Genomic DNA, 23,746 nt, shown 5'->3' with positions numbered 1-23,746 from the left:
TTTGCAGTCTTCGCGGAGCAAATCCTTCGTCGATTCATGGCCCGCACGTGGATGATGGCTTACTCGCCGAGCGCATGGCGACTCTGGTGGAGGCAGTCCGACCCAACCCCGCATATGTCCTAGACCGGTTGAGCAACATGCTCGCGGCGAACCCAGAAGGACTCGCACTCTATGACGGCTTCGCAGACGTCTCGCCCCGTCAGCGGAACACCTGCCGCTACCTGGTGACCGATCCCCGCGCGCGCGAGATCTTCCTTGAATGGGAAGAGATCGCACGCGGGGCCGTCGCCCACCTTCGGGCCGCCAACGCTGACAACCTGCACGACCCCGAACTGCAGGCGCTCGTTTCGGAGTTGTGTGAGCGCAGTGCGCTGTTCGACGAATGCTGGAGCGAGCACATCGTCGAGCGACGACGCACTTCCATCAAGCACATTCGTGCGACGGACGGTGACACCATCGCCCGACGATATGAAGTGCTCCATCTGCCCGAAGATGGACTCCGCATGACCCTCTGGCTACCGGGAACCTGAGATACGCCCTGGCGAATATCCCAGCTTGCAACCCGCAAGCCGGACCTCCATCGCGACAAATCTCGGGCCCACCACCCGGCGACTGGGCGAGCCGTTGCCGTGTCAGTTGGGAACGTTTAGCGGGACACCACTTCGGTAGTCGAAGGAGGCAGCAACGTCGAGGTTCTCTGACATTGACGGTGAGTGCGGTTTCGATCAGAGCGCAGCCGCCTTGGCGCGCAACACGGCGCTCTCGCGCTCGTTGGCGGTAAGCCCGGCGGCGGTGAGCAGCTCCGAGCGCGCCTCCTCCGTGCGGCCGAGCCGTGCGAGCAGCTCGCCTCGCACGCTCGGCAGCAAGTGCGAGCCGCGCAGGGCCCCCGTGGAATCGAGCCGGTCGACGATGCGAAGCCCGTTCGCCGGACCAGTAGCCATGGACACCGCGATCGCACGGTTAAGCTCGACCACAGGACTCGGCACGAGCCGGCCGAGCGCGTCGTAAAGCAGTACGATGCGCTCCCAGTCGGTCTGGTCGATGCTCGCCGCAATCGCATGGCACTCGGCGATGGCCGCCTGCAGCGCGTAGCTTGCGCGCCCGCGGCCCAGGACATCCGACGTCCGAAGTGCCGCGCGCCCACGCTCGATCTGAGCGCGGTCCCAGTGGGAACGGTCCTGGTCGGCGAGCAGGATCGGGGTGCCGTTGCGGCCGATCCTGGCGGCGAACCGCGACGCCTGGAACTCCATGAGTGCGGCAAGCCCGTGCACCTCGGGCTCTCTCGGCAGCAACCCGGCGAGCACGCGACCAAGCCGCAATGCCTCATTCGCGAGCTCGGTGCGGATCCAGCGGTCGCCGGATGTCGCCGCGTACCCCTCCGTGAAGATCAGGTAGATAACGCCGAGCACTGCGCCGAGCCGGCCGTGCCACTCCCTCGGGTCAGGTGCCGCGAACGGCACTCGCGCGGCCGAAAGAGTCTTCTTCGCACGCACAATCCGCTGCTGCACAGTCGCGAGGGGGACCAGCAGCATCCGCGCGATCTCCTCGGTGGTGAGGCCGCCCACCACTCGGAGGATTAACGCAACCTGCGCCTCCCGGGAGAGCACGGGGTGGCAGGCGATGAAAATCAGCCGCAGCACATCGTCGTCGATAGGCTGCCACTCGTCGTCGCCCGCCGCCTCGAGGTCGTGGGCGATCGCGCGATAGCGCTCATCGAGCCGCTCGCGCCGACGCCAGCCGTCGATCGCCTTGCGCTTGGCGACGGCCGTGAGCCAGGCGCCCGCATTCCGCGGGACGCCCGACTTTGGCCACTGCGTAAGGGCGTCGACAAGCGCCTCTTGGGCGAGGTCCTCGGCAATGCCGACATCGCCGGTCATCTTGGCAAGCGTAGCGATGATGCGCGCGCCCTCGATGCGCCAGACGGCGTCAACCGTTCGCCGAATATCGGGCATGGCTACGGTTCAGTTCTCCTGCGACTTGGCCGCTTGCTCTTCGCGCCAGCCGGCCTCTTTCTGGATGTACTCGTTGTCGGAGAACACCTCGAAGTCGCTCTCGTCCGTCACACGGCGCACCTCGAGCTTGCTCCCCGGGCCGAGCGGGGCGCGGCTGGCCCACTCGGCTGCCTCCTCCTTGCTGGAGGTCTGGATGATCCAGAAACCGTTGAACAGCTCATGGGTTTCCCCGTAGGGGCCGTCGGTGACGATCGGCTTATCAGCGGCGAAGTCGACAACGAAGCCCTCCTTTGCGTCGGACAGCCCCTCACCGGCGAGCATCACGCCCGCCTTGATCATCGATTCGTTGAAGGCTCCCATCGCGTTGATGATCTCCTCGAAGTCCTGGCTCTTCGACGCCTCGAGCGCCTCATCGGTGACGCGCATGATCAGCATGTACTTCATTGTGTTCTCCTTCGTTACGAGGGCGTCGGATGCGTCTCTCTACTATGGCGTCGAATGGGAGTGCACAGGATCGACACGGTCGCGAAAAAAGAGTCCGGTGGTTGGGAGCCATCGACCCATCCACATGACCTCGGGGCCGTAAGCAGGACCCCCATTGCGACGTTTCGACTTGGTTTCTCGCGAGTACCGCGTGGAGTGCCTTCTTTCCGCGACGACGTTTGACACTCGTGTGAGAAAAAGGGAACTCGAATGAGCCGAGTGGACATTATTACGTATGGACCACTCGGAGGGCGTGAGCGAGAGCGCACTGTGGTTGCGCGCGGTCGCCGACGATCCTGAAGCGTTCGGGCGAGTCTTTGAACTTCACGCGGATCGCGTCTTCGGCCACAGCCTTCGACTGACAGGGTCACGCGCCGACGCCGATGATGTGACCGCCATTGCGTTTCTCACAGCCTGGAAGCGCCGCCGGTCCGTTCGCGTAGTGGACACATCGATCATCGGCTGGCTCCTCGTAACGGCCACCCACACGGCCCGCAATCTGGCCCGTTCCCGGCGGCGCCAACACCTGGTCCTTGCCAGACTCCCTGCACCTCGAGACGCCGACGATTTCGCGGAAGCTACCGGCCAACGTCTCGACGCTCAATCGCCCCGAACTGGCGTCCGGAAGGCATTCTCCCGGTTGAGCGCACGGGACCAGGACGTCCTGGCCTTGTGCGTCCTTGAGGAGATGTCGATGGCCCAGGCGGCATCGGCCTTGGGGATCCCGGTCGGAACGGTGAAATCCCGACTCGCCCGAGCCAAAGGCTGTCTTGCCCTCGGGGTAAGTGGTGCAGCACCGACTCCGCGCTTGCAGCCAGAAGGGACTGCCTGATCATGAACGACGACAACTTTCTCTCGGAACGCAAAACCCAAATGAGGCACTTCCTTGTCGCTGAAGCGCAAGGTTCGCTCCCTCAGGAGAAGCATCCCGTGACTCGAAGAGGGCGCGCAACCCGCTGGACTGCGCTGATCCTCCTGATCGCGGCCGTCGGAACAGGCGGAACGGCGACGGCACTGAATTACGGGACCCTGTTCTACACGCCCTCGGCCTCTCCTGGCGGACAGGCCACACTCGGGCCGGTTCCGGATTGGCCTGTCAACGCAAACGGTCAAACGTTCGGTGTCCAAGGAGGCAGCGCGATCGCACCCGACCTCATCCTCGTCCAAACCCTCGATATGCAGTCGGGCTACGTGTACTCCAAAGACCTTGAAGCCGCTGCAGGCTCGAACGTCAAGTCACCCGAGGAAGCGATCGAGTGGCCGAATGCGCATGAAGGAACCTACGTCGACATTTTGGCCTACGCATCGGACGGCACCACAGTGATTGGCGTATTCCGGATCGGATCCGGCAGACCCTTCACCCCCTAACCACAGAGGAACCTTCATCGGGGCATCGGAGTCATCCGGCACGCGAATCGCTCAGATCAGCACAACGCTGCTGCCGTCGACCACCAGCGCCTGGCCGTCGCGAAGAGCCCAATACGGCTTGCCTACCTGAGCGTAAGCAGCAGCCACGCGGGTTAAGGCCTCGTTCTCCGGGTGCTCCGGAGATCCAAGGTGAGGCACGAAGGGCCGATCCAGGATGCTGAGGCCGTCAAACTCGACCGCTCCATACATAGACAAGGCGTCCTCCGTTGAGTCGCACTCTTCGAGGCCCAACAGGCTCGGGGCCAGGACGCACACCCCCGCACTGAAGCCGGCGTAGACCAGTTCGTCAGCTCTGAGACGATCCGCGATGATCGAGTCGGCCCCCGATCGCGCCAGAGCCATCCGGAGCGTGAAGACGTTGCCGCCCCGAACCCAGAGGAAGTCCGGCTGCCCAAACTTCGCAGAAAGGTTCTCGGCGTCGTGCGCCCGAAGGTCAAGCTCACGTGCTTCGAGCCCAACGTCCGCGAGATTCGTAACCTGACGTTCACTCTCTAGGCGCCGGATCTCGGGCTCAGCCCCGTCGAAAGCGTTCATGATGACCCACCCACCTCCACGACCACGAACCAGGCCCGTGAAAGCCTCTGGATGGTCGCCCAGCTGGTATGACGAGAGATAGAGGCGCATGAAGCCATTGTCCCGACCTTCGCGCACGAAAGTCGAATTGCGTGCGTCCGCAAGACGGACGACCAGTGGGCGCGTTGAAGCGTGGTTCCGCTCAAGTCGATTCGCTGAGCAAGTTGACCGAAAGGGGAACGTCTTGAGGGTCATGCTCGGACCTGACGCATATGCATTGGTCGCGACAGAGATTGGACGGCGGAGTCGCGGAGCGGCTCGAGGAATCAAACCTCCGCGACGGGAAGTGAGCTCTTGGACGTGCGCTGGATCGCGCGCACTCCACCGCAAGTGAGCGCGCCGGACACGGTCGCTAGCACCGATATTCCTACGAAACTTATGTCGAACAGGGCTGCGCTCGACGGAAGCGACAAGAACGCAGCGATGGCTGCGGTAGCAGCGAAGCCTGCCACGAGGGAGCGCCTGGCCATACCTAGATTGCCCGAATGGTCAAACGCCAGCAGTCCCAGAAGAGCCCCAATTGCAGCAGTTGTTGCCAACACGGCACCTACTGCACCGCCAGTGAAGAGAGCGAAACCCGCAAGCCCAACCTCTCCAGGACCTGTCCAATCCGAGCAGCTCGCCAGGACCAATATGCCCACTGTCACCACGCCCAACATGGCCCCTGCCGCGACACCAGAAGCGAACAACGCGCCTCCGCGAAGCAGCGACCACCCAGAAGTTGACGCGTTCTTGGAGTCGGCCACCGTTCCAGTATGACTTGCCAGGCTCTGCACTGCAGCCTTCCTGCAGCGAGGGCATCGAGAGACATGGCGGTGGGCATAACCGACGAGGGGCAGGTCGCACCCTGGTCCGGCAACGGGAACCGCATGCGCGACGGCGCACGTAAATGCGACCTGATCCGTATGACAATTGCCATGAATCTCTTGCGGGCCGTGCCGATCCTCACCGTCGCTAACCTCCGTTCCGCGACGGAGGCTTATCGCCAGGTACTGGGTCTCGACATACTGATGGACCACGGGTGGATTGTTACGCTCGGTTCGGGCCACAGCGCACAGTTCAGTCTCATGGAACGGGACGAGACCGCCGTTGTCAACCCCGTCGCATCCTTCCAAGTCAATGACGTGGACCAAGCTTTCGCCACCGTCATGGCCGGTGGGTTCGAGATCGTTCATGAACTGGCGAATGAAGCGTGGGGTGTGCGGCGGTTCTTTTTCCGAGATGCCGACGGGAACGTAATCAACGTTCTCGCGCACACAGGCTAACCGGGCCGCCCCGTAGGGGGAACCCTGACTGGGAGGGTCGTCGCATGGCCACCGATGGCATCACTGGCTGAGTCTGGACGCTCCGTCATGATTGACAAGGGCGTGGGTTGCGGTCACGCGCAGGGAAACCATTCGGCGATTGCGTTGGCCGAACGGCGGTGCTCCATGAATCGTCGTGTGATTTCAGCGATCGCATCTGCGAGCGGGAAAATGTCACGCGTCACGAATTGGTCGGCGTGGTCAGCGGCTACTGGGTGCCAGTAAACACCGTCGGCGGTGATCGTCACCTCGGGAATGAGTGAATCAACGGTGAGTTCGATGCCGGTCTCAGCGACTCCGCGGTGGGCGAGTGCGCGGATAACCTGGTCGTGCCGCACGATGCCGAGAGTATCGAGAAAGCCGTGAAACGGCTCAAGCTCATGCATCTGGTCGGCGGGCAAAGTGGCCGCGACCTTAACCCTGAACCCCTCGTCGTGCGCGGTTCGGATGCCCGCGACGGCCTTGACCCAGGACCCAGCTCCGCGATGGCTGTCATGAATATCGGGAGTGGCGGAATCGAGGCTGATTTGGAGTGTGAGACGGGAACGATCCATTCGGCGGAGGCGCTCGAGCCGGCTACCGCGAAAAAGCATGCCGTTCGTGAGCAGCGTCGTGGGTAGTTTGTCGGTGCAGGTCCCGACCAACTCGTCGAGATCATTCAGCAGAAACGGCTCCCCGCCGGTGAGAATGAGCTCCCTCACCTCGGCCGCTGCAGCCTCGCTCGCGATCTGCCGGAGTCGGTCAACTCCGATTGCACGCCGCTCTGCTTTCGGGGAGGACCGCACGCAACAGTAGTCGCAAGCCAGGTTGCAATCGAAGTTGGTATATACCCAGACTCGGGATCCTGGGAGCTGGTCAGGATCGAGGCCCGCGAGCGGGTCGGGCGAACGGCCGTGGAGCACCGTGACGGCCGACCCTTCAGTACTGACGATCTCATTCCCACTCGACAAGCACCACGCGGAGATGAGTTCGAGTGCAGCGTCGCGGTCGCACGTCCCGAAATCGATCGAGACGCTCCGTCCTGTGGGCACTCGCCGAACGTTCTCGACGAGGTCGAGAAGTAGACCAGCGTTCACTGGCGGAATCGCGGTTACCATCGGTCCGGTACTTTCTGCTCCCGCACAGCCTCGATCAGCGCGGCATAACCATCAAGCTTCGGCGGCACCCATGCCCGCAAACCCTCCATCTCAAGGATTGGCCTGTGTTGAGGGTTCTCCCAGTCCATCGCGATCAGGTTTGCCGTCCACTTGTCCGACCGATCGATCGACAGCGCTGGCATGGCGGTGAAGGTGCAGTGGCTGTACTCGGGGGAAGCCCAGAAGGATTCGAACGCGCCGGGCAGGAGCTCACCGCGCCCGATTGCCTGCCACGTGTTGATGCCGATCGCCGCAGCATCCGCCCGATCATCGAGCACCGCACGAAGGGCGTCGAGTTCGCTCCTGCCGGTGTCGCCGTGCTTCCCGACGTCGCTGTTGATACGAGTGATATCGACATCGGTTTCGTTCAGTCCCGCCTCACGCAGAAAGTGCAGAGGAAGGATCGCCGCTTGCGCCGAATCGCGTGACCCAAGGACGAGGCGACGCCCGCGAAGACTCGCCAGCCCGGTGAAGCCGCTGCCTGTGCGAGCGACGAACACTGTCTGGAACACGAGATCCGTATCCCGCGAAGCGAGCGCGCGGCATGCCCCATCAGTCTGGGCAACGGTGCGAACCCAGGCCAAATTGGTATTCCACGCGAGATCGATCGTTCCCGCGATGAGGGCGTCTACCAGGCTTGCATAATTGGAGAACAACAGAAAGTCGATCGGCGTTGAGGTCTCGGCGAAATAGTCTCGCATCCCTTCCCAGATGGGGACGACATTCGGAGAGTACGCCACGGAGCCGATGGTGAGAGGCGCGTTCATGCTGCAGCCCCCGTCGAAGCAGTCGCACGAGTTTCGGCTGCGGCTTCCGGGGCGTCGAAAAGTGGGCGACCCGTTATCGCCCGACCATAGAACTCGTACAGCACATCGGATGTCGGAGCCATCACGTGGCCTGCGCGGGCATCGCGAAAGTATCGATCTATCTGTAGGTGTTCCGAAAACGCCGCACCACCGCAGACGCGCATCGCGGCATCCGTAATTCGAAGCGCAGCATCGTTCGACGACGCTTTGCTTCCGAGCACGAAGAGAGGAGTATCGTCCTGCGGATCAGCCACGCGCGCCGCGGCCTGATCAAGATATGCGCTGGCATTCGCGAGATCGATCGACATCTTCGCCAGCTGCGCCCGAATCGTCGGCAGCGCGGACAGGCTCTGGTCGAGATGCTCGAGCCGGGTTCCCACAGTGTGTCTCACTGCTGCGTCGACGGCCGCGCGGCTGAGCCCGATGGATACAGCTGAGTTGCCGAGATTGAACCACGGCAGTACAGAGCCCATCATGAGGTCGAATCCGCCACCGGCCGCACCAAGGCGGAACTCCTCGGAAGTGTCCACATTTATGGTCATCGGGCTCGAGGAATTACCACGCAATCCCATGCCGCTCCATGGTCGGTCAACGCTGAGCCCTGACATCTTGGCCGGGATCGCAAAGAGGTCAACGGTCTCGGCATCCGCAGTCCCGGTGGAGATGATGTAGACATCTGCGTGGCCTGCGGAGGTCACCCAACTCTTTTTCGCATTGATATGGATTCCGTCCCGCGTTGTGGTCGCGCGTGACAGCGGAGCCCAGAAGTGCGAGCGCGAACCCGCCTCAGAGAAAGCGAGGGAGGCAAGACTGCGACCACTCGCGAGATCCTCGAGCAGTCTCGGCATGCCGGCCGGTGGTGCGGCCGCGACGGGCATCGAGGCGCTCACGTGCATCAAATAGATCATGGAGGTCGACCCGCAGGCACCGGCAAGCAGACTGACGACCTCAACCAGCTCGCTCGGCCCTCCTCCGAGACCACCGACATCAGTGGGCAGAGTGAGTCCGAGTAAACCGGACGCACGCAGGGCCGACACGGCCTCCTGCGGAAAGCGTCCATCGGCATCTACTGCGTGGGCGTGTTCTCGGGCAACTTTGAGCACGGGCTGCACTCGTGATTGAAGGTCCATTACGGCCTACCTCTCGTCGGAATTTTGGATGCGGATAAGCGAACGGGCAGAGAGGCCGACCGTGAGAAGCCCGATGCCAAGTCCGCCCGTGACCGACATGGTCGAGGCGTCGCCCCCCAGAGGCCTGACCGACAATGCGAGCCCTATGAGTTGTACGAGAGCGGCCACGGTCAGTAGGGCGCCAGCGGCAGCATAGATCGCGGGGCGCCGCATCATGCCACCGGCGACGGCGAGTGCGCCGCTCACAACAAGCACGATGGCGCCCGCCACCCCGATGTGCACGAAGTCGAATTCCGAGGGAAGCTGGGCGCCGAACACAAACATGGCAAACCCAATCGAGGCTATTCCGAGAAAGACCCCGGCGTGGTCGAAGGCACTCGAGCTGACTGGATTTTGCCTCATGAGAGCCTCATCATCAGTCGCGCTGCACGCCCTGGGGACTGTGCCCAGCGCAGTCGCAACACACCGTCGACTCCATAGCTTTGCCCAGCCGCGGTGGCGAAGATCGCGAGGTGAGCGAGTGCCATGAGGTAGTAGGACCACTGCCATTCGTGCGGCGCGAAGAGTACTGAAAGCGTGATTGCTACGGTTTGTCCGATGCCGACAATAGCCCAGAAACGCGTGGCGAGGCCGATGAGCAGAAAGGCCCCGAGTCCGCCTTCAACGAGGAGGGTGAACCATCCGAAGACTTCAAGATTCGGCAGCACGACGGCTTTGACGAATGCGGAGTACGGCGGCAGCACGGGATGAGCGACCGCCTGGCTCGCCCAGAAATAAAGACCATTCTCTTGTGCCCGGCCAAAGTCAGGAGGGACCTTCCACGCGACATTCTGGATCCACATGAGCGCCACGCCGCAGCGAAGCACCGCGATCATGATCCGGTTCGCGCGGGCGACGGGAAGCGGAACGACCGTGGCAGCACTGGCTCGCGACATGGGCGCCTTTCCTCACTAGCATTCAAACGGTATGGTGACCAGACCGCAATGACGGGAATATGAGAAACGAAGAAGTGCAACCGGATCGTCCGGGCAAAATCCGTCCCGGTCTCGCTCATCGAAAGTGCCGCACCCCGTGCCTAATCACCAGCGACGTGCGCCAGATGTCCAGGGCTACACCGCGCTTCGTCTCTTGGGGAACCACCATGGGGCACGTCAACGAGTCAGTTACGCCAACACCAGCCCTCTATTCTGATAACCGACACATCGTAGAGAAATATTCATAGCTACGAGGGAGTCAGATGCTCAGGTGCCCCTTGTCGCGGCGGACTGCGGCAGGGTTCCGGGTACGAAAATCGCGTCTGACCAGCAAAGCAGCGCCGTGCTGCGATACCTGAAGAGTGAGCAATAGATGAAACGATCGCCCATCACCACCGCACTTGAAGTGATCGCCGTCACCGCATTGGTTATCTCGGTAACTACGGACGTCATCAAGGCCAGAGAGGAATGGCGACTTCGCCTGGCCTTCCGCAGGGGGAACCGTCGGCCGTCACCGCACGACAAATAAGAGCTGAGATTCACGAAACGGTGTCGGTCGTGACCCTTCCAGCCGACCAGTTCCCTAGCCTCCTTCGATTGGGAGCTGAGCGTCCGCAAGCCGGACGGTGACTGGGACGATTATTGACCCGCTCTCCTCAAAGCGGGATTGTTTCGCCATGGATGGATTACTGATTGGATACGCTCGCGTTTCCACAGATGAGCAAGATCTCACCGCCCAACAAAATGCCCTAGAACGACTGGGCGTTAGATCATCACTGATCTACACCGACCATGGTCTGACCGGAACGAACCGGGCCCGGCCGGGGCTTCGCGAAGCGCTGGCCGCCTGCCGTTCTGGAGACACCCTCGTCGTGGCCAAACTCGACAGACTCGCACGGTCACTCAGGGATGCTAAAGACATCATCGACGAACTGACAGCCAAAGACGTCAAACTGAGCATCGGCGGAGCGGTACACGATCCGAACGACCCGGTCGGGCGTCTCCTCTTCAACGTACTGGCGATGGTCGCTGAATTCGAGTCGGACCTGATCCGCGCGAGAACGCGGGAAGGAATGCAGGTGGCCAAAGCAAAAGGGCGCCTTCGCGGTAAGCAGCCCAAACTGTCGGTGGCGCAGCAGAAACACTTGATCGAAGTACACAACGCCGGCCTACATTCCAGCGCGGAATTGGCGGAGCTTTTCAACGTCGCGCGCTCGACCGTTTATCGCACTATCCAACGTCAGTTCGAATCGGGCCATTGAGAGGAGTCCTCAATCGAAATCTCGTGGCCGGATTCGCTGGTCCGGCAACGGGAACCCCCGCTGGAGGAACAATTGCGCTTGCGTCTTTACATCTGGGGTGCGGGGGAAGTCAGAATAGGACGCGCACATAACTATGGATCTACCGCCAAGCATTGGTATGATCATTCCATGGTCACGTTTGACGGAAATTCACACTGGGTGCCGATCGGTTACGAGGAACGGCCCTGGCGCAGCGTCCAAGACGACTATGGTTCACGAACGCAGAAGCGTCTGGCATCCGGGCCGTACTTGGCGTCGGTGCCCACATTCATTGCCGATCTCGATATCCCGCTGAGTAGCGAGCTCCACGCGCTGACCGAAGAGGCCGCCAGTGAGCTTGCCCGCTTCGATGCCGAAGTCGGACAAATCGCGGCACCGTTCGCATCCATTCTTCTGCGTACGGAGAGTGCCTCCAGCTCAGAGATTGAGAATCTCACGAGCGGAGCACGCCAGATCGCGCTGGCGGAGCTCGGTGAGAATGCTTCGAAGAACGCACAACTTATCGTCGGCAACGTCCGAGCAATGCAAGCGGCCCTGGCACTGTCCGAGTCCATCGATGGACGCGCCATCCTGGAAATGCATCGCGCACTCCTCGAGCACAGCAATCCGGACATCGTCGGTCACTGGCGTGACCAACAGGTCTGGATCGGAGGCGGGAACCTAGGGCCCCACACCGCACAGTTTGTGCCGCCGCATCACGATCGAGTCTCCGAGCTCATGGACGATCTTGTCGCCTTCGCCAGCCGCGACGACCTTCCTTTGCTCGCTCAGACCGCGATCGCTCACGCTCAATTCGAAACAATTCACCCGTTCCCTGACGGCAACGGAAGGGTCGGTCGCGCTCTTATTCAGGCGATGCTGCGCGCCGGGAAGCTCACTCACAATGTGGCCGTTCCGGTTTCCGCGGGGCTCCTCCACGACACCAGTCAGTATTTCGAGTCCCTCAACGCATACCGGTCCGGGGATATTGCCCCGATAATACGCTCCATCGCGGAGGCATCGTTCGCCGCTGTGCACAACGGACGCATCCTCGTATTGGATCTAGAAACTGTGCAGGTCGACTGGCGCGGGCGCATCAACGCAAGACGAGACTCGGCGGTCCATCGACTCGTAGGCGTTTTGCTTCGTCAGCCCGTGATCGGAGCGGCCGCAGCCGCGGCTGAGCTTGGCGTCTCGACCGTCAACGCTCAGGTCGCCATCGACCGGCTAGTTGACGCTGACATCCTGACTCAAATTACCGATGGACGGCGAAATCGAATCTGGCTCGCCAAAGACGTCGTTCGGGTCCTTGACGAATTTGGCGCCCGGGCGAAGAGGCGCCGATAGCCGGTGTTCCGCGTCGCCGGTTGGGGACAACATGCAGAGCCGGGGGTCGGGGCGCGCAATACCTCATAGGGGAACCCTCATCGGGAACCTTTTGCGAATGTTTCGATCTCCTTGCCCACCCTGTTGGATTGGCCGTCGTGGGCGTCTAGTTTTTCGGCATGTCGACAACGTCGCGCGAAGCTGAGCCGAGGCTTCGGTGGGTGATCCTCTTCTAGATCCTGCTCTTGGGTGCGGTCGCTTTCCTGCACCAGTGGCCCTCTCTTCGGCGAAACGAGAGCGCCCGCAATGGCAACCAGCTTTGGAGATACACACACGAGCGGCGAGCTCGCCTTGCGGCAACTCGCGTTTCGCTACATTGAACTGCGCGACGAATTCGGTCAACTCAGAACCAGCGCGAGGTTCTCCCGGAACTCCTTCAGCGGGGGGAAGCCATCTTGACTTCGGCAAAATCGAAGTCGCGAGGACTTGCCTCGGCGAGCAACTCGGCGAGTTCCCTGCGGACAAGGACCTTTCGGAAGTTGTTCCAGCCGTCCCCGAACCACTCAGGGCTCGCCGCAATGTCGACATCGCCGAGGGGTGGCTCGATGCGAAACGGTGGAAGGAGCGCAACGGGGACCGGCATCCATCTCCACCGGTTGCAGCCTGGGCACCGTGCCCCGGCCGAGCCGTGGCGCGCAATCGCCGCGGTACGAAGCTCGTCAGCGTCGAACCACTGGGTGCCGACGGTCGGAATCACGATTTGCTGTGCACTCCCCGGTGGGAACCCGCGCCATTCCACCGGCCGGAGGTCAAGCGTGAAGCGTGCGGCGGCCTCGTCGGCGAGCGACTGCTCGAGGCAGATGGTGTCGTACCGCCCGTACGGCACCCACGCGCCCGAGATCGTGGCCATGCCCTTGCGCTCGAGGGTGAGCGAGCCTTGCTGCTCGCGCAGGGGCATCCCGCAGTCGCGACACCACCCGTCCTCACCAAACATCGGGCCCAGGCCGTATGACGAGTCTGGCCACGGCCAGCCACGGTTGCGCTTCATTCCCAGCGAGACGAACTCGTTCAACCTAGCCCCTATGCGTCGCGAATCTCCGGATAGTCAGCATAGATGCTACGTGCGGCATCTTCGAACTGTCCCCTGGTCGCGTTGCCGAACCCTGAGTGGGAATGCGTTGGTGCTCAGGGTTCGCCCACAACTTCGACCTTGAAGCCTGCTTCATTTGCAAGATACGCGGCATAGTGGTCGGGGCCTCCAGCGTGGGGGTAGCGATCCGCGTACAGCGATTTCCAGCCGTTGACCGCTGCTGCACCCAGGATGCGGTCAACGTCGGCCTCGGATCCTCCATGAAGCGCGAGGTGGTTGATTCCCGGCAGCCTTCGGTCGTGTACGCCACCAGAGAGGGCTGGCGGTCGCGTGGTCACGAGGTAGACGTCCCCGCATCGCCAGGAGGTTCCATTGTCCCACTCCTGGTCGACGGACCATCCGAGTTCCACGAGAAGCCAGCCCCAGGACATGCGAGCGCTGTCCAGGTCTGCGACCCAAATCTCAATGTGATGCACACCAATTGCCATATCGCTATCGTTCCACGAGCCTTGAGGGTCTTTTCCCGCAAGGGAACGTCCACCAAGACACCCGAGCCTGCGATCACTGACGCTGGTCCTGGTTCCAAAAAATATCCGCTAGAGGAAAATGACTCTGTCAAGCTGATGCAGCAACCGTGTGACACGATCGGTCAAAGGGACTCTATGCCATGATCTGCGCGGCCGATAGCGTTGTCCGGTCCGGCTGATCGGCCATCCAGCGACAGAGTCGCTGGTTTCACTCGTGCGTGCCCTTGATTGAGCGTCCGGTCCTATCCCCGGACGCTCAACCAAGGCGGTGCTGCTCCTTCTCAGGCCGGCGGCGCGAAGAACTCTAGCGGCAGCCCGTCGGGATCGCGGAAGGACAGGCATGACCCGTATCCGGCGTCCTTGATGGTGTCGTGGCTGACGCCGAGCTGGTCCAGGCGCGTCGCCCAAAGCTGCAGCTCGGACCGGTCCGCGACGCCGAATGCGACGTGATCCAAGCCCGCACGGCGCTCGCTGAACGGCGTCGTCACGTCCGAGTCGGGGAACTGGTGCAGCCCGACGAGGGTGCCGCTCACCATCCAGACGACGTGGCGGAAGGGCCCGGTGTCCTCATCGAGCACTGGCTGTTCCCCGAACAACTCCGTGTACCAGGGGACGCTCACCTCAAGGTCTCGTACCGTGAGCGCCACATGGGCGATGGGTGGGAAAATCGTCATCGATGGTTCCTCCTGGATTCCAATAAGCACGATCGTTCGTGCGTACATCAACCCTACGATCGTTCGTCTCGCAACCGTCGAGGGAATCGGCGGGCTCTCGATCGCGAGACTGGCCGACGCCGTGGGGATGAGCAAGAGCGTCCTGTTCGGCCACTTTGGTTCAAGGAGGAGCTGCAGCTCGCGCTGCCGGCGAGAAGGCGGACGCACTCTTCGCCGCCCAGGTGATCGAGCCGGCGTCGACCGCGTCCGCGACCCTCGAGCGGCTGCGCCAGCTGGTAGATCCGTCAGCGCGCCAAGCTCCCCGCATCGAAGCGCTTGGTTGATTCGTGCCCCCTCTCTTCTCGGACTCTTCACGCCAGCGGCCCTGCCCCCGTTGATGTGGATCCTCATGGAAGCGCTTCTTCAGAGGAAAAGCCAATGGCGTGGAGGATCCTGATCGTATGACAACCGCCCCACGCCCGTTCCGTAAGCCGGACCCTTTCCGGGCGCGAAGGCGGATGCAGCGGCACTGTTCGGTGCGACGATGAATGCTATTTCGGACGGTTCGAGCGCCGGTTGCGCCGTGGTACACAAACGCCACTGAATGGCTCTTCTGCGCACTTCTGGAAAAATCATGAAATGACCGCCACCCTTCAGCGAATCCTCACCAGCGAATTCCCATCATGGCTGGACCGCAGCTGCACCGAGTACATCGACGACTTGGTTGTCCAGGGCGCATAGCCAGAACAAGCTCGGCTCATGGCGGTCGAGAGCACGCTTCGCTCATTTCCGGACGGTGCTCTGGGCCCTGGCAATGAGATCTTTCACGTCATGAGTGAGGCGGGTGAGCCTGTGGGGTATCTCTGGATCGGCCAGGATGTCAGCGCCGACCCGGGTGCGTGGTGGGTCTGGGACATTGTCATCAATGCCGACCAACGTGGCCAGGGTTTCGGGAGGGCCGCGATGCTCCTCGGCCAAGAGTATGCCCGCATACAAGGCGCGCATACCCTCGGCCTGAGCGTCTTCGCATTCAACACCGGCGCCCGCGGTCTCTACGAATCACTCGGCTACGAAACAACTTCGTTGAAGATGCTCAAGAAGCTCGGCTGAGCCTTCCGAAAGCGCAACCTCTACCGGTCACGCGCATTCCTCAGCGGGACATGACCCCGGAAGGCTCAGGCCTTACGAGCCGCCACAGAGAACATCAGCGGCACCCTCTCGTGACCCGAGGCCAAAGCAAATCCGGCCGGCGTCTCTACGAGTGGGGGCAACGGCTTCCAGGGCATAGCGGCCCGTCCACCCTCGCAGGCCGTCGAGGTGCGAGTGTGGTCGACCACGTGCGGCCCGCGGAGGTTCCTTGGCCGTCCCCAGCCTGATCAATCCGTGCAACGTTCGGCTCGCGGCCTCAAGCGTCGTTCGGTCAAGGCCTCGACGGCGTGGAGGGTCAGGCGGCCATCGCCCCGTAACGCTTGTGGCCATTGACGTCGTAGCGGTCGAGCATCATGACCTTCGACCAGACGCGGATGAATTCGCGGACGAACCGCTCTTGCCCGTCGCTGCCCGCGTAGACGTCGGCGATCGACCGCAGTTGCGCGTTCGAGCCGAATACCAGGTCATTCCGGGAGGCCCTCCAGCGAGCCTCGCCGGTCGCCTGAAACCGACCAGTGAAGGTCATCGCGGTCGCGTCGTCCTTCGTCCAGATGAGGTCGGTGTCGGTCAGATTCACGAGGAAGTCGGTCGTCAGGGCTCCGACGTGATCCGTGAGCACACCCACGTCGGACCCGTCCCAGTTGCTGCCGAGCACGCGGAGCCCGGCGTGCAGGACGGTCCACTCCGGTGCGGTGAGAGTGAACAGGTTCGCCTTGTCGAGGAATGCCGCCTCGGGTGCGACGCCCGGAGCAAACTCTTCGAAGCGCTCGGACACGAAGTTGCGGAACCCGTCCGCAATGGGTCGCAGCCACTCGAACATCTCGATGTCGGTCAACTCCTGCGTCGTGTCGACACGGCCTGGCGTAAACGGCACGCTGGCGTCAGATCCTGCCGCCCGTGCCGCCTGCTCCACGGCGGCGCTGCCGGCGAGGACGATGAGGTCGGCGAGAGACACCTTCCGTCCGCCCGACGTCGCCGTGAAAGCCGCCTGCACGTTCCGCAGCACGTCGATGACTGGGACGGTGCGTCGGTTGACCGCCCAGTCTTTCTGCGGCGACAAGGCCAGGCGGGCACCGTTCGCCCCTCCGCGCTTGTCGCTGTCGCGGTAGGTCGAGGCGGCGGAGAACGCCGTGTAGACGAGGTCGGACACGGACAGCCCGGTCGCGAGGACGGCTTCCTTGAGCGCTGCCACGTCGGCCTCGTCGAGTGAGTATCCTGCTGCGTCCGGGAGCGGGTCCTGCCAGAGCAGGTCGTCGGCGATGGTGACCTCCGGGCCGAGGTACCGGTGCTTCGGCCCCATGTCGCGGTGCGTGAGCTTGTACCAGGCCTTCGAGAACGCGAGGGTGAACAGATCGAAGTCGGCCAGGAAACGCTCGCATATGGCCCGATACTCCGGGTCGACCTTGAGTGCGATGTCCGAGGTCATCATCATGAGCGGGTTCATCTGACCGGGTACGTGGGCGTCCGGAGTCTTCGGCGCCTCCGGGTCAGTCGGTGTCCACTGCAGCGCGCCGGCCGGGCTTTTCGTCTGCTCGTAGTCGTACGCGAACAGGTTCTCGAGGTAGGTGTTGTCCCACTGTGTCGGGTTCGGAGTCCAGCTGCCCTCGATGCCGTTGGTCGAAGTGTGCTCGGCACTGCCGGTACCCACCGGGTTGTGCCAACCGAGCCCCATCGACTCGATCGGGGCTTTCTCGGGTGATGGTCCGATGTCGGATGCGGGTACCTGGCCGTGGCTCTTACCGAACGCGTGACCACCGGCGATCAATGCCACCGTTTCCTCGTCGTTCATCGCCATCCGCGTGAACGTGATGCGAATGTCGCGTGCTGAGCCCAGCGGGTCGCCGTTCGAATAGGGCCCCTCAGGGTTGACGTAGATGAGCGCCTGGTGCGACGCGGCCAGGGGGCTCTGCAAGTCGTAGCCCGCGTCGCCGTTCTGACCATGCCAGCGTTCGTCGCGGCTCACCATCTCGTCAGGGCTCGCGACCGCGTGCGGGTTCCAGACCTCCGGGCCCCACCAGGTGCCGTCGTCCGGTTCCCACGCATCGAGTCGTCCACCACCGAAGCCGTACGTCGGCAGGCCCATCAACTCGAGGGAGCAGTTGCCGGTCAGGACCATCAGGTCGGCCCACGACAGAGCGTTGCCGTACTGGTGCTTGATCGGCTGTAGGAGTCGTCGTGATTTGTCGGTGTTGCCGTTGTCCCACCAGCTTCCGATTGGTGCGAACCGCTGCATCGCGGTGCCCGCTCCGCCACGGCCGTCGGCAATTCGGTACGTGCCGGCGGCATGCCACGCCATTCGGATCATCTGTGGACCGTAGTTGCCGTAGTCCGCCGGCCACCAGTCGACCGATGTGGTGAGCAGTCGCTTGATGTCCGACTTGAGCGTCGTGAGGTCGATCGTGGCGAAAGCCGCCGCGTAGTCGAAGTCCGCGCCGAGCGGGTCGGCGTCTACGCCGTTCCGGTGGAGAAGCTCAACCCGGAGACGCTGCGGGTACCAACTGTCCAGGGTCGGCGACTGACCGAAGGTGCCACCGAGGTGGTCGCCACCTGCTGGCAGCGCACCGCTCATGTGGAAACTGCATGTGTTGGTCTGGTCGTCAGTGCTCATTGATGCTCCCTGTGTGCTTTAGCTGGATGAGAAACGGTGTCGTCGGGGTCACAATTTAACGATTAGCCGCCGCATCGCAGCGGTGTCAATCTGTGGTGCAGCGATGCTTCGACGCTGCTGTGAGGCGGTGCGTCGCGGGCTGCCGACGTGACGGGAAGCCCGATAGAGAGATCGTATTCCCGCAAGGTGTGCGTGGCATGCCAAGAAAGTGACTGACTTCTAGACGGCGGTGGTGCGGTGGCCGAGCGCACGACGGCCAAACCAAATAAAGCCCTGCGCCGATTGCTGCGGTGCGGGCGGTGCGAAGCCCGGTGAAACCGACGCCGGAGGATGGGGCTGTCGAGAGCCTGATTTCCGCGAATCGTGTTCCGCTCGCGGTGACCTGGGAGCACCCCCGCCAGAGGCTCCTAGTGGGGAACGGTTATCGGGGCAGCTCATCAGTCAGGTCGAAGTTCATTTGAATACGCCGGCCGTACCCAAGTCCTCGCTGTTGCTCTGCCGCTGACAGATCACGAAGAAAATCAGAATTGGGATCACGCTCGATGAAACCACAGCTCAAGTAGAAGGGCGCATTCCATGGAACGTCCGTGAACGTTCGCAAGGTAACCCGTTTGCATCCGCGCAGTCGTGATTCGCTCTTGACTGCCTCGACGAGCGCGCGCCCATGCCCGCGGTGTGCCGCCGACGGCATGACCGACAGCTGCTCGAGATGACTGCTGCCAGGGACTTCGAGGACATGGGCAAACCCGATCGGGTCCGATCCCGGATTTTCGCTGGCTACGAGGATGAAGCCACTCTGCAGTGAGGGCGTCGTATAGGAAGGAGCAGGCCGCCAGTCGACTATCGAGAACACGGTCGCGAACAGCGCATCTGCTTCATTCTCGATCGCTTCAAGAAACTCCAGGTCGTCGGCCGTCCCCTGTCGCACAAAAGTCCTCCACATGACTCCGAATGTAGCTTGACGAAGGGTGCCGTAAGCCGGACCATTACTGCGACAGATCCACGCCACGATCGCCGGCCTCGACGCCGTGTCATTTGGGAACCTGTTCGGACATCAAGCGGCGTGGCATTCAGCGCTGTCAGCAGAGGCAACGGATCGGTGGCGTGCCAAGTTAGACACGAATGGCGGCAATGGTCGTGCATGATGGGCGAATGGCCCCTGCAGGATTCTTTGCCGATAAGTCCACTCTCGTGGGAGAGCGCGTTGTATTGCGCTCGTTCGAGGCCGGAGACATTGATGCCATGGGCACCATCCTTGCCGACCCCGAAGTGCTCACTCTCACGGGAAGCGTTCACACCACAGCCGAAGCGCACGGTCGTGCAGCCATCCTCGACTCGGCAACGCTCCAGTGGTATGAGACGAGAGCCGAGCAACCCGATCGTCTGGATCTCGCGATCATCGAGCAGGCGTCGTCGGCTTGCGTGGGTGAAGTGGTGCTGAATGAACTCAGCCCGGAGAATGACAGCTGCAGCTTTCGCATTCTCATCGGCCCTGCGGGGCGTGACCTCGGGCTCGGTACCGAGGCAACACGGCTCATCATCGGGCATGCGTTCCGAACCACGACGCTGCACCGCATCGAGCTTGAGGTCTTCGCTTTCAATCCCCGTGCCCAGCACGTGTATGAACGCAGTGGCACCGCACTCGAGGGCAGGCGGCGCGATGCGCACAGATTCGACGGCGAGTACGTCGACACCCTCACGATGTCGATCATCAGGTCTGAGCACCTCGACGCAGACGGTCTCGAGTAGAAGTCCCGCATGCAAGGCAGCTCGGGCCACAAAGCGCCCGCAAGTCGAACGTCTTGCGGGGCGCTGTCGCACCAGACGACAAACCGAGCCCAACATAACGAGGGCCGTTCCTCCGGACGCCTATCCGCGGTGCCGCGATCGATCGATCGGACAGCGTGGGGTGACGCTTGCGTCGCCAGATCCGTGCAACCGTTGCGTACAAACGACCTGGGGGAAAGACATGAAACGTTGGATAACGGGCGCGACCATGACGCTCGGACTGGCAATTATCGCGCTCCTAGGAGTAATCGGCTACACGGCTTTTGGCACGGCTCGCGGGGAAAGCTGGAGCAGCTTGAATGGTCCTGAGCCGGTTTGGCCAGCGGTCATAGGTTTCGGCGCAATGTACGTCATCCCGACGACCGCAGCCGTGGTGGTCGTCCTCATTGCCGTTGCTGTCGTTCGCGCATACATCCCCAAAGCCAGAGCTTGATACGTCTGTATTCCCAGTCGGGGAACAGTCACTGACGATCGCGTAAGCCACGGCCACCAGCGATTGCCACTGGAACCGCTACGGCGAAAGAAGCCACTCCGAGAATACGAACGACAAGCTCTTCTGCAAACAGGATGAGAGCGCCGCCTAAAAGCCACAGCGCGACCGCCAGAGCAAGAAGGAGAATGCATCGTTGGACTTTACTCACAAGGTTGACACTAACGATTCCTCGCAAGGTACGGCCTAAGATCCAGAAACTGCCCGTAAGCCGGGCGTCCAGCAGGCGCGTTGAAGCGTGATTCCGCTCAAGTCGATTCGCTGTGCGAGTTGCCCGTACGTGGAACGTTAACCGGGCACCATCAACCAGCCAAGTCCTTCGCTGGGCGTCAGGAATCGGGCGTCAGCCCAGTTCCTTCCGGAACCAGTGGTTCGCGTATGGGTCCGTATTGTGCGCTTCCCCTTCGATGTAGCCAAGGGACGCGTACAGGCTTCTCGCTTCGACGAGGTCCGTTCGTGTGTCCAACCGCAACGCATGGAGTCCTAGTTCGCGGGATTTGCGTTCTAGTTCCTTCATGAGCCGGCGTCCGACGCCCTTACCCCGTGCCGCCGGTTCCACGAAGACTCTGGTCACCTCGCCAATGTCGCCGGGCCGTACCCGCATTCCGGCACAGCCGAGAACGATGGCTCCTTGGCGGGCCAGCAGAAGGATACCCAGTGGTGCGACCAGGTCATCACTGGGGTATCCGGCCTGGGCGTCCAGGGTCTCCTGTCGAGAGGCGGGTCGCCCGTGGTAGCGACTCACAATGTCCTCGTAGTACCGAATTGACACGTCCTTGGCTTCAGCGGACGTCGGTGATGTCGCAGAGACAAGGATCGGCATCGCTGGAGTCATGCCTTCCACAGTAGTTCTCAAGCCACCGTCCAAGCGTGAGCCTGCTCCTACAGAGCGGCGTCCGGCTGCTGTTAGCGGGTGCCGGGCCCGGCGAGCCTGCGGCCCAGAGACGCTTGGAATCGGATCAAGTATCCATCCGGGTCTTGCACCAGGAACTGGGCTACGCCCGCCTCGGTCGTGCCGGTCCGGTACCACTTCGTCTCCGGCTCCATGAAGAGTGCCCAGCTCCCGCCCTCAAGAGCACGTAACAGTGGTTGTATCGATGCCACAGTGATCTGGAAGTTGATCCCGCGGCCGAGAGGCTGTTCCAGCGGGGCGGGGATCCAGTTCCGTCCCGATCCACTTTGCTCGAGCATGATGTGCGCCGTGCCGCGAGTGATGTAGGCAAACCCTTCGTCGGGGCGGTCGTAGAGCACCTCGAATCCGCACAAACGGCACCAGAAATCCAGGCTCGCCTCGAGAGAGGTGATCAGTAGCTCCGGGACCAGACCTGGACCTGGCGTGCTGTCCGCGTCTGCAACGATTTCGGCTTGAAGCGAGACTTCTTGGTCCCCAGGGGACGTGGCCGATGCCGGGACAAGGATTGGTGTTGGCATCATTCGGTCCACCTTACGCTCCGAGCGACCGAGCGGATGTGTCGCGGCTTGATCCCTCAAAAGCGCCCGTGATCAGCATCAGGGTGCCCGATGGACTGCTGCCCGCCGGTCGCGAGCGGTCTCCGGAAAGCGGACCTCGACGGACGCAGAGTCGGCAGCAATTCGCTGAAGTTCCGAAGTCTCGAGGGAGTGGCGTTCGGGAACGCTCACTGCTGCTGGCTGATGGGGCTGGGTGCCCGCCTTAGGCTCGAGGGCATGACAGAAACGAGCGCGATCGATCTGGACAAGTGGCCTCGGCGGGAGCACTTCGAGCACTACCTCACGCGCGTCGAGTGCAGCTACGCCATCACGGCTGAACTCGACGTCACAGAGATGGTGGCGGAGCTCCGCGTCGTTCCAGCCGCAATCAGATATGCCCGCAAATGTTTTTGACATATCAAGCGTCTCGTGGACGTCGTTCACCGGGTTCAGTCTTCAGATACGCGACGGCTGGAAGCATCTTTTACCGATATTCACCCTGGGCCGGTACCGGGAGACCGGGGGGCGAACCGTGATGCCTGTCGCCATTCAGGTGCACCATGCGGCCGCTGACGGTTTCCATACGGCTCGCCTTGTTCAAGAGCTGCAGGCACTCTTTTCCGACCCGACGTGGCTCTCCGAATAACGGACCTCGACCAGGACGGAACAACCCGCGGTCGTGTTCCGCGGAGGGCCATATGAAGGCTAGGATCTTCATTCCCGTAAGCCCCGCCCGAGAAAATGCCCGGTGAAGGGGGGCTAACCGGGGCAGAAATATCGCTGCTAATTCCTTGCCCGGGACTTCGATCCGTACCTAGTGAATGACGGCCATCGGCAACGGCCAAGCGTAGCTCGAGGCACTTCGGCCGGTCCTGACGTCGGCTGTCCTTCCCCCGATAAGTCAGGTGCGGGTTCCGGCAGAGCTGTTCCACTCACCGGGTCCGTCGAGTTGCGTCGCGGCCCCGCGCTGAACGGCGAGGTCGCCAGCGTCGAGATTGGGGCCGATCCAGATGCCGCGGGCGTCGAGACACGGGTACGAGACCAACCGTGGGCGTTCGGTGCGGACGAGCCGTCGGTCCGCTTCGCGGGTGATGGCACGATGCGCGTCGGCCGTGCAGAAGTACACGACCCGGTCGACGCCCTCGTGCACGAGACGGTAGCCGTGGTTGGTCACGATCTTCTGGTACCGCTGCCACGACTTCGGCGTCAGCTCCACCTCAACCAGCTCAACGATGCCGTCCCGAGTCGCTACACGCTACTCGTGCCGGGTGGTCTGCCGAAACAGGCTTGGCGGCGGCTTGCCGATCGCCAAGCGGGCCGACCAGACGATGGATCCGTCCCGATAGGTCGGCCCGGATCGGTCCAGCCAGCCGATGGCGGACATGCTCGCCACCCACAGTTGGGCCCGCCGCAAACTCAGCGGCTGGCCGGCTCCCGCGAACGCGCCGAGCGCCCATCGCACGGCTTCCACGTCGACCAACCGGACAACATCGAGCCATTGCACCATCGCCTCATCACGTTCGGTGATCTGCACCATAATTCTGCAGTTGACCACTGACACTTACTTTGGGCCGACACACCGATCGATCGCACAGCTGGT

The 23,746-nt window shown here is 62.4% G+C and carries 28 protein-coding genes; 11 read left to right on the top strand and 17 right to left on the bottom strand.

From position 1 onward, the window contains the following. The first annotated feature begins 47 nt into the window (after positions 1–47). Complete coding sequence (locus E3T31_RS02730; RefSeq protein ID WP_241977545.1) at positions 48–530, top strand: hypothetical protein; 483 nt, start codon at positions 48–50, stop codon at positions 528–530. 195 nt (positions 531–725) lie between these two features. Here E3T31_RS02730 and E3T31_RS02725 read toward each other — a convergent pair whose 3' ends face one another. Both E3T31_RS02725 and E3T31_RS02720 read right to left on the bottom strand, forming a co-directional pair. Then, the gene (locus tag E3T31_RS02725; protein WP_134467365.1) at positions 726–1,952 is read right to left on the bottom strand and encodes an RNA polymerase sigma factor; all 1,227 of its coding nucleotides are present in this window, start codon (positions 1,950–1,952) and stop codon (positions 726–728) included. 9 nt (positions 1,953–1,961) lie between these two features. After that, the gene (locus E3T31_RS02720; protein WP_134467364.1) at positions 1,962–2,396 is read right to left on the bottom strand and encodes a YciI family protein; all 435 of its coding nucleotides are present in this window, start codon (positions 2,394–2,396) and stop codon (positions 1,962–1,964) included. Positions 2,397–2,670: 274 nt separating this feature from the next. Here E3T31_RS02720 and E3T31_RS02715 point away from each other — a divergent pair, with 274 nt between their 5' ends. Both E3T31_RS02715 and E3T31_RS02710 read left to right on the top strand, forming a co-directional pair. After that, positions 2,671–3,267 (top strand): RNA polymerase sigma factor, encoded by a 597-nt coding sequence (locus E3T31_RS02715; protein ID WP_134467363.1) that lies wholly within the window; start codon positions 2,671–2,673, stop codon positions 3,265–3,267. A gap of 2 nt (positions 3,268–3,269) precedes the next feature. Beyond that, positions 3,270–3,803, top strand: a complete 534-nt coding sequence (locus E3T31_RS02710) for a hypothetical protein (RefSeq protein WP_134467362.1) — start codon at positions 3,270–3,272, stop codon at positions 3,801–3,803. A gap of 51 nt (positions 3,804–3,854) precedes the next feature. On the opposite strand, the gene E3T31_RS02705 is transcribed toward E3T31_RS02710, so the two are convergent. After that, positions 3,855–4,487, bottom strand: a complete 633-nt coding sequence (locus E3T31_RS02705; RefSeq protein ID WP_166788365.1) for a Type 1 glutamine amidotransferase-like domain-containing protein — start codon at positions 4,485–4,487, stop codon at positions 3,855–3,857. 764 nt (positions 4,488–5,251) lie between these two features. Between E3T31_RS02705 and E3T31_RS02700 the strand changes: the two genes are divergently transcribed. Beyond that, positions 5,252–5,701: a VOC family protein gene (locus E3T31_RS02700; RefSeq protein WP_241977543.1), complete on the top strand. Its 450-nt coding sequence runs from the start codon at positions 5,252–5,254 to the stop codon at positions 5,699–5,701. Between the two features lie 113 nt (positions 5,702–5,814). On the opposite strand, the gene E3T31_RS02695 is transcribed toward E3T31_RS02700, so the two are convergent. Genes E3T31_RS02695 through E3T31_RS02675 form a run of 5 tightly spaced genes read right to left on the bottom strand, consistent with a single transcriptional unit; the run spans position 5,815 to position 9,747 of the window. Then, positions 5,815–6,837 (bottom strand): radical SAM protein, encoded by a 1,023-nt coding sequence (locus tag E3T31_RS02695; protein WP_134467360.1) that lies wholly within the window; start codon positions 6,835–6,837, stop codon positions 5,815–5,817. Further along, on the bottom strand, positions 6,831–7,643 hold the full coding sequence (locus tag E3T31_RS02690) for a phosphate/phosphite/phosphonate ABC transporter substrate-binding protein (protein WP_134467359.1): 813 nt from the start codon (positions 7,641–7,643) through the stop codon (positions 6,831–6,833). Before E3T31_RS02690 ends, E3T31_RS02695 begins: the two co-directional genes overlap by 7 nt. Then, the gene (locus E3T31_RS02685; protein WP_134467358.1) at positions 7,640–8,812 is read right to left on the bottom strand and encodes an acyl-CoA dehydrogenase family protein; all 1,173 of its coding nucleotides are present in this window, start codon (positions 8,810–8,812) and stop codon (positions 7,640–7,642) included. Before E3T31_RS02685 ends, E3T31_RS02690 begins: the two co-directional genes overlap by 4 nt. Before the next feature lie 6 nt (positions 8,813–8,818). Further along, on the bottom strand, positions 8,819–9,214 hold the full coding sequence (locus E3T31_RS02680; protein ID WP_134467357.1) for a hypothetical protein: 396 nt from the start codon (positions 9,212–9,214) through the stop codon (positions 8,819–8,821). Beyond that, a complete protein-coding gene (locus E3T31_RS02675) occupies positions 9,211–9,747 on the bottom strand; it encodes a DoxX family protein (RefSeq protein ID WP_134467356.1) in 537 nt (178 codons plus the stop codon). The genes E3T31_RS02680 and E3T31_RS02675 overlap by 4 nt, the downstream gene beginning before the upstream one ends. 716 nt (positions 9,748–10,463) lie before the next feature. On the opposite strand from E3T31_RS02675, the gene E3T31_RS02670 reads away from it, so the two are divergent. Both E3T31_RS02670 and E3T31_RS02665 read left to right on the top strand, forming a co-directional pair. Continuing rightward, positions 10,464–11,048 (top strand): recombinase family protein, encoded by a 585-nt coding sequence (locus E3T31_RS02670; RefSeq protein WP_134467355.1) that lies wholly within the window; start codon positions 10,464–10,466, stop codon positions 11,046–11,048. A gap of 78 nt (positions 11,049–11,126) precedes the next feature. Beyond that, complete coding sequence (locus E3T31_RS02665; protein ID WP_241977541.1) at positions 11,127–12,413, top strand: Fic family protein; 1,287 nt, start codon at positions 11,127–11,129, stop codon at positions 12,411–12,413. 415 nt (positions 12,414–12,828) lie between these two features. Here E3T31_RS02665 and E3T31_RS02660 read toward each other — a convergent pair whose 3' ends face one another. From E3T31_RS02660 to E3T31_RS02650, 3 genes are all read right to left on the bottom strand, one after another. Next, positions 12,829–13,464 (bottom strand): hypothetical protein, encoded by a 636-nt coding sequence (locus E3T31_RS02660; protein WP_134467354.1) that lies wholly within the window; start codon positions 13,462–13,464, stop codon positions 12,829–12,831. Between the two features lie 113 nt (positions 13,465–13,577). Next, positions 13,578–13,970: a VOC family protein gene (locus E3T31_RS02655; RefSeq protein ID WP_134467353.1), complete on the bottom strand. Its 393-nt coding sequence runs from the start codon at positions 13,968–13,970 to the stop codon at positions 13,578–13,580. Between the two features lie 320 nt (positions 13,971–14,290). Beyond that, the gene (locus E3T31_RS02650; protein WP_134467352.1) at positions 14,291–14,683 is read right to left on the bottom strand and encodes a VOC family protein; all 393 of its coding nucleotides are present in this window, start codon (positions 14,681–14,683) and stop codon (positions 14,291–14,293) included. Between E3T31_RS02650 and E3T31_RS18615 the strand changes: the two genes are divergently transcribed. Together E3T31_RS18615 and E3T31_RS02640 are read left to right on the top strand one after the other, a co-directional pair. Next, positions 14,664–15,119, top strand: a complete 456-nt coding sequence (locus tag E3T31_RS18615; protein WP_134467534.1) for a TetR family transcriptional regulator — start codon at positions 14,664–14,666, stop codon at positions 15,117–15,119. The two genes, E3T31_RS02650 and E3T31_RS18615, sit on opposite strands and share 20 nt — an antisense overlap. Before the next feature lie 302 nt (positions 15,120–15,421). After that, the gene (locus E3T31_RS02640; RefSeq protein WP_241977539.1) at positions 15,422–15,772 is read left to right on the top strand and encodes an N-acetyltransferase; all 351 of its coding nucleotides are present in this window, start codon (positions 15,422–15,424) and stop codon (positions 15,770–15,772) included. Positions 15,773–16,106: 334 nt separating this feature from the next. On the opposite strand, the gene katG is transcribed toward E3T31_RS02640, so the two are convergent. Further along, a complete protein-coding gene (katG, locus tag E3T31_RS02635) occupies positions 16,107–18,419 on the bottom strand; it encodes a catalase/peroxidase HPI (RefSeq protein ID WP_134467351.1) in 2,313 nt (770 codons plus the stop codon). A gap of 421 nt (positions 18,420–18,840) precedes the next feature. Next, positions 18,841–19,347, bottom strand: coding sequence for a GNAT family N-acetyltransferase (locus E3T31_RS02630; RefSeq protein ID WP_241977537.1), 507 nt, complete (start codon positions 19,345–19,347; stop codon positions 18,841–18,843). A 224-nt stretch (positions 19,348–19,571) separates the two neighbouring features. Between E3T31_RS02630 and E3T31_RS02625 the strand changes: the two genes are divergently transcribed. Then, positions 19,572–20,168, top strand: coding sequence for a GNAT family N-acetyltransferase (locus tag E3T31_RS02625; protein ID WP_134467349.1), 597 nt, complete (start codon positions 19,572–19,574; stop codon positions 20,166–20,168). An 872-nt stretch (positions 20,169–21,040) separates the two neighbouring features. On the opposite strand, the gene E3T31_RS02620 is transcribed toward E3T31_RS02625, so the two are convergent. Both E3T31_RS02620 and E3T31_RS02615 read right to left on the bottom strand, forming a co-directional pair. Next, on the bottom strand, positions 21,041–21,520 hold the full coding sequence (locus E3T31_RS02620) for a GNAT family N-acetyltransferase (protein ID WP_134467348.1): 480 nt from the start codon (positions 21,518–21,520) through the stop codon (positions 21,041–21,043). An 83-nt stretch (positions 21,521–21,603) separates the two neighbouring features. After that, positions 21,604–22,131: a VOC family protein gene (locus E3T31_RS02615; protein ID WP_198416961.1), complete on the bottom strand. Its 528-nt coding sequence runs from the start codon at positions 22,129–22,131 to the stop codon at positions 21,604–21,606. A 252-nt stretch (positions 22,132–22,383) separates the two neighbouring features. On the opposite strand from E3T31_RS02615, the gene E3T31_RS18180 reads away from it, so the two are divergent. Further along, on the top strand, positions 22,384–22,560 hold the full coding sequence (locus E3T31_RS18180) for a CatA-like O-acetyltransferase (protein ID WP_241977535.1): 177 nt from the start codon (positions 22,384–22,386) through the stop codon (positions 22,558–22,560). After that, positions 22,541–22,792 carry a CatA-like O-acetyltransferase gene (locus E3T31_RS18175; protein WP_241977533.1) on the top strand — a complete coding sequence of 84 codons (252 nt, stop codon included), beginning with the start codon at positions 22,541–22,543 and terminating at the stop codon, positions 22,790–22,792. The genes E3T31_RS18180 and E3T31_RS18175 overlap by 20 nt, the downstream gene beginning before the upstream one ends. 255 nt (positions 22,793–23,047) lie before the next feature. On the opposite strand, the gene E3T31_RS02605 is transcribed toward E3T31_RS18175, so the two are convergent. Together E3T31_RS02605 and E3T31_RS02600 are read right to left on the bottom strand one after the other, a co-directional pair. After that, positions 23,048–23,362, bottom strand: coding sequence for a hypothetical protein (locus E3T31_RS02605; RefSeq protein ID WP_134467347.1), 315 nt, complete (start codon positions 23,360–23,362; stop codon positions 23,048–23,050). Between the two features lie 39 nt (positions 23,363–23,401). Continuing rightward, on the bottom strand, positions 23,402–23,683 hold the full coding sequence (locus E3T31_RS02600) for a hypothetical protein (RefSeq protein WP_134467346.1): 282 nt from the start codon (positions 23,681–23,683) through the stop codon (positions 23,402–23,404). Positions 23,684–23,746: the final 63 nt, after the last annotated feature.

The sequence above is a fragment of the Cryobacterium sp. TMS1-13-1 genome (genome assembly GCF_004403125.1).
Classification (GTDB): Bacteria; Actinomycetota; Actinomycetes; order Actinomycetales; family Microbacteriaceae; genus Cryobacterium; species Cryobacterium levicorallinum.
This window is presented reverse-complemented; position numbering and strand designations above follow the sequence as displayed.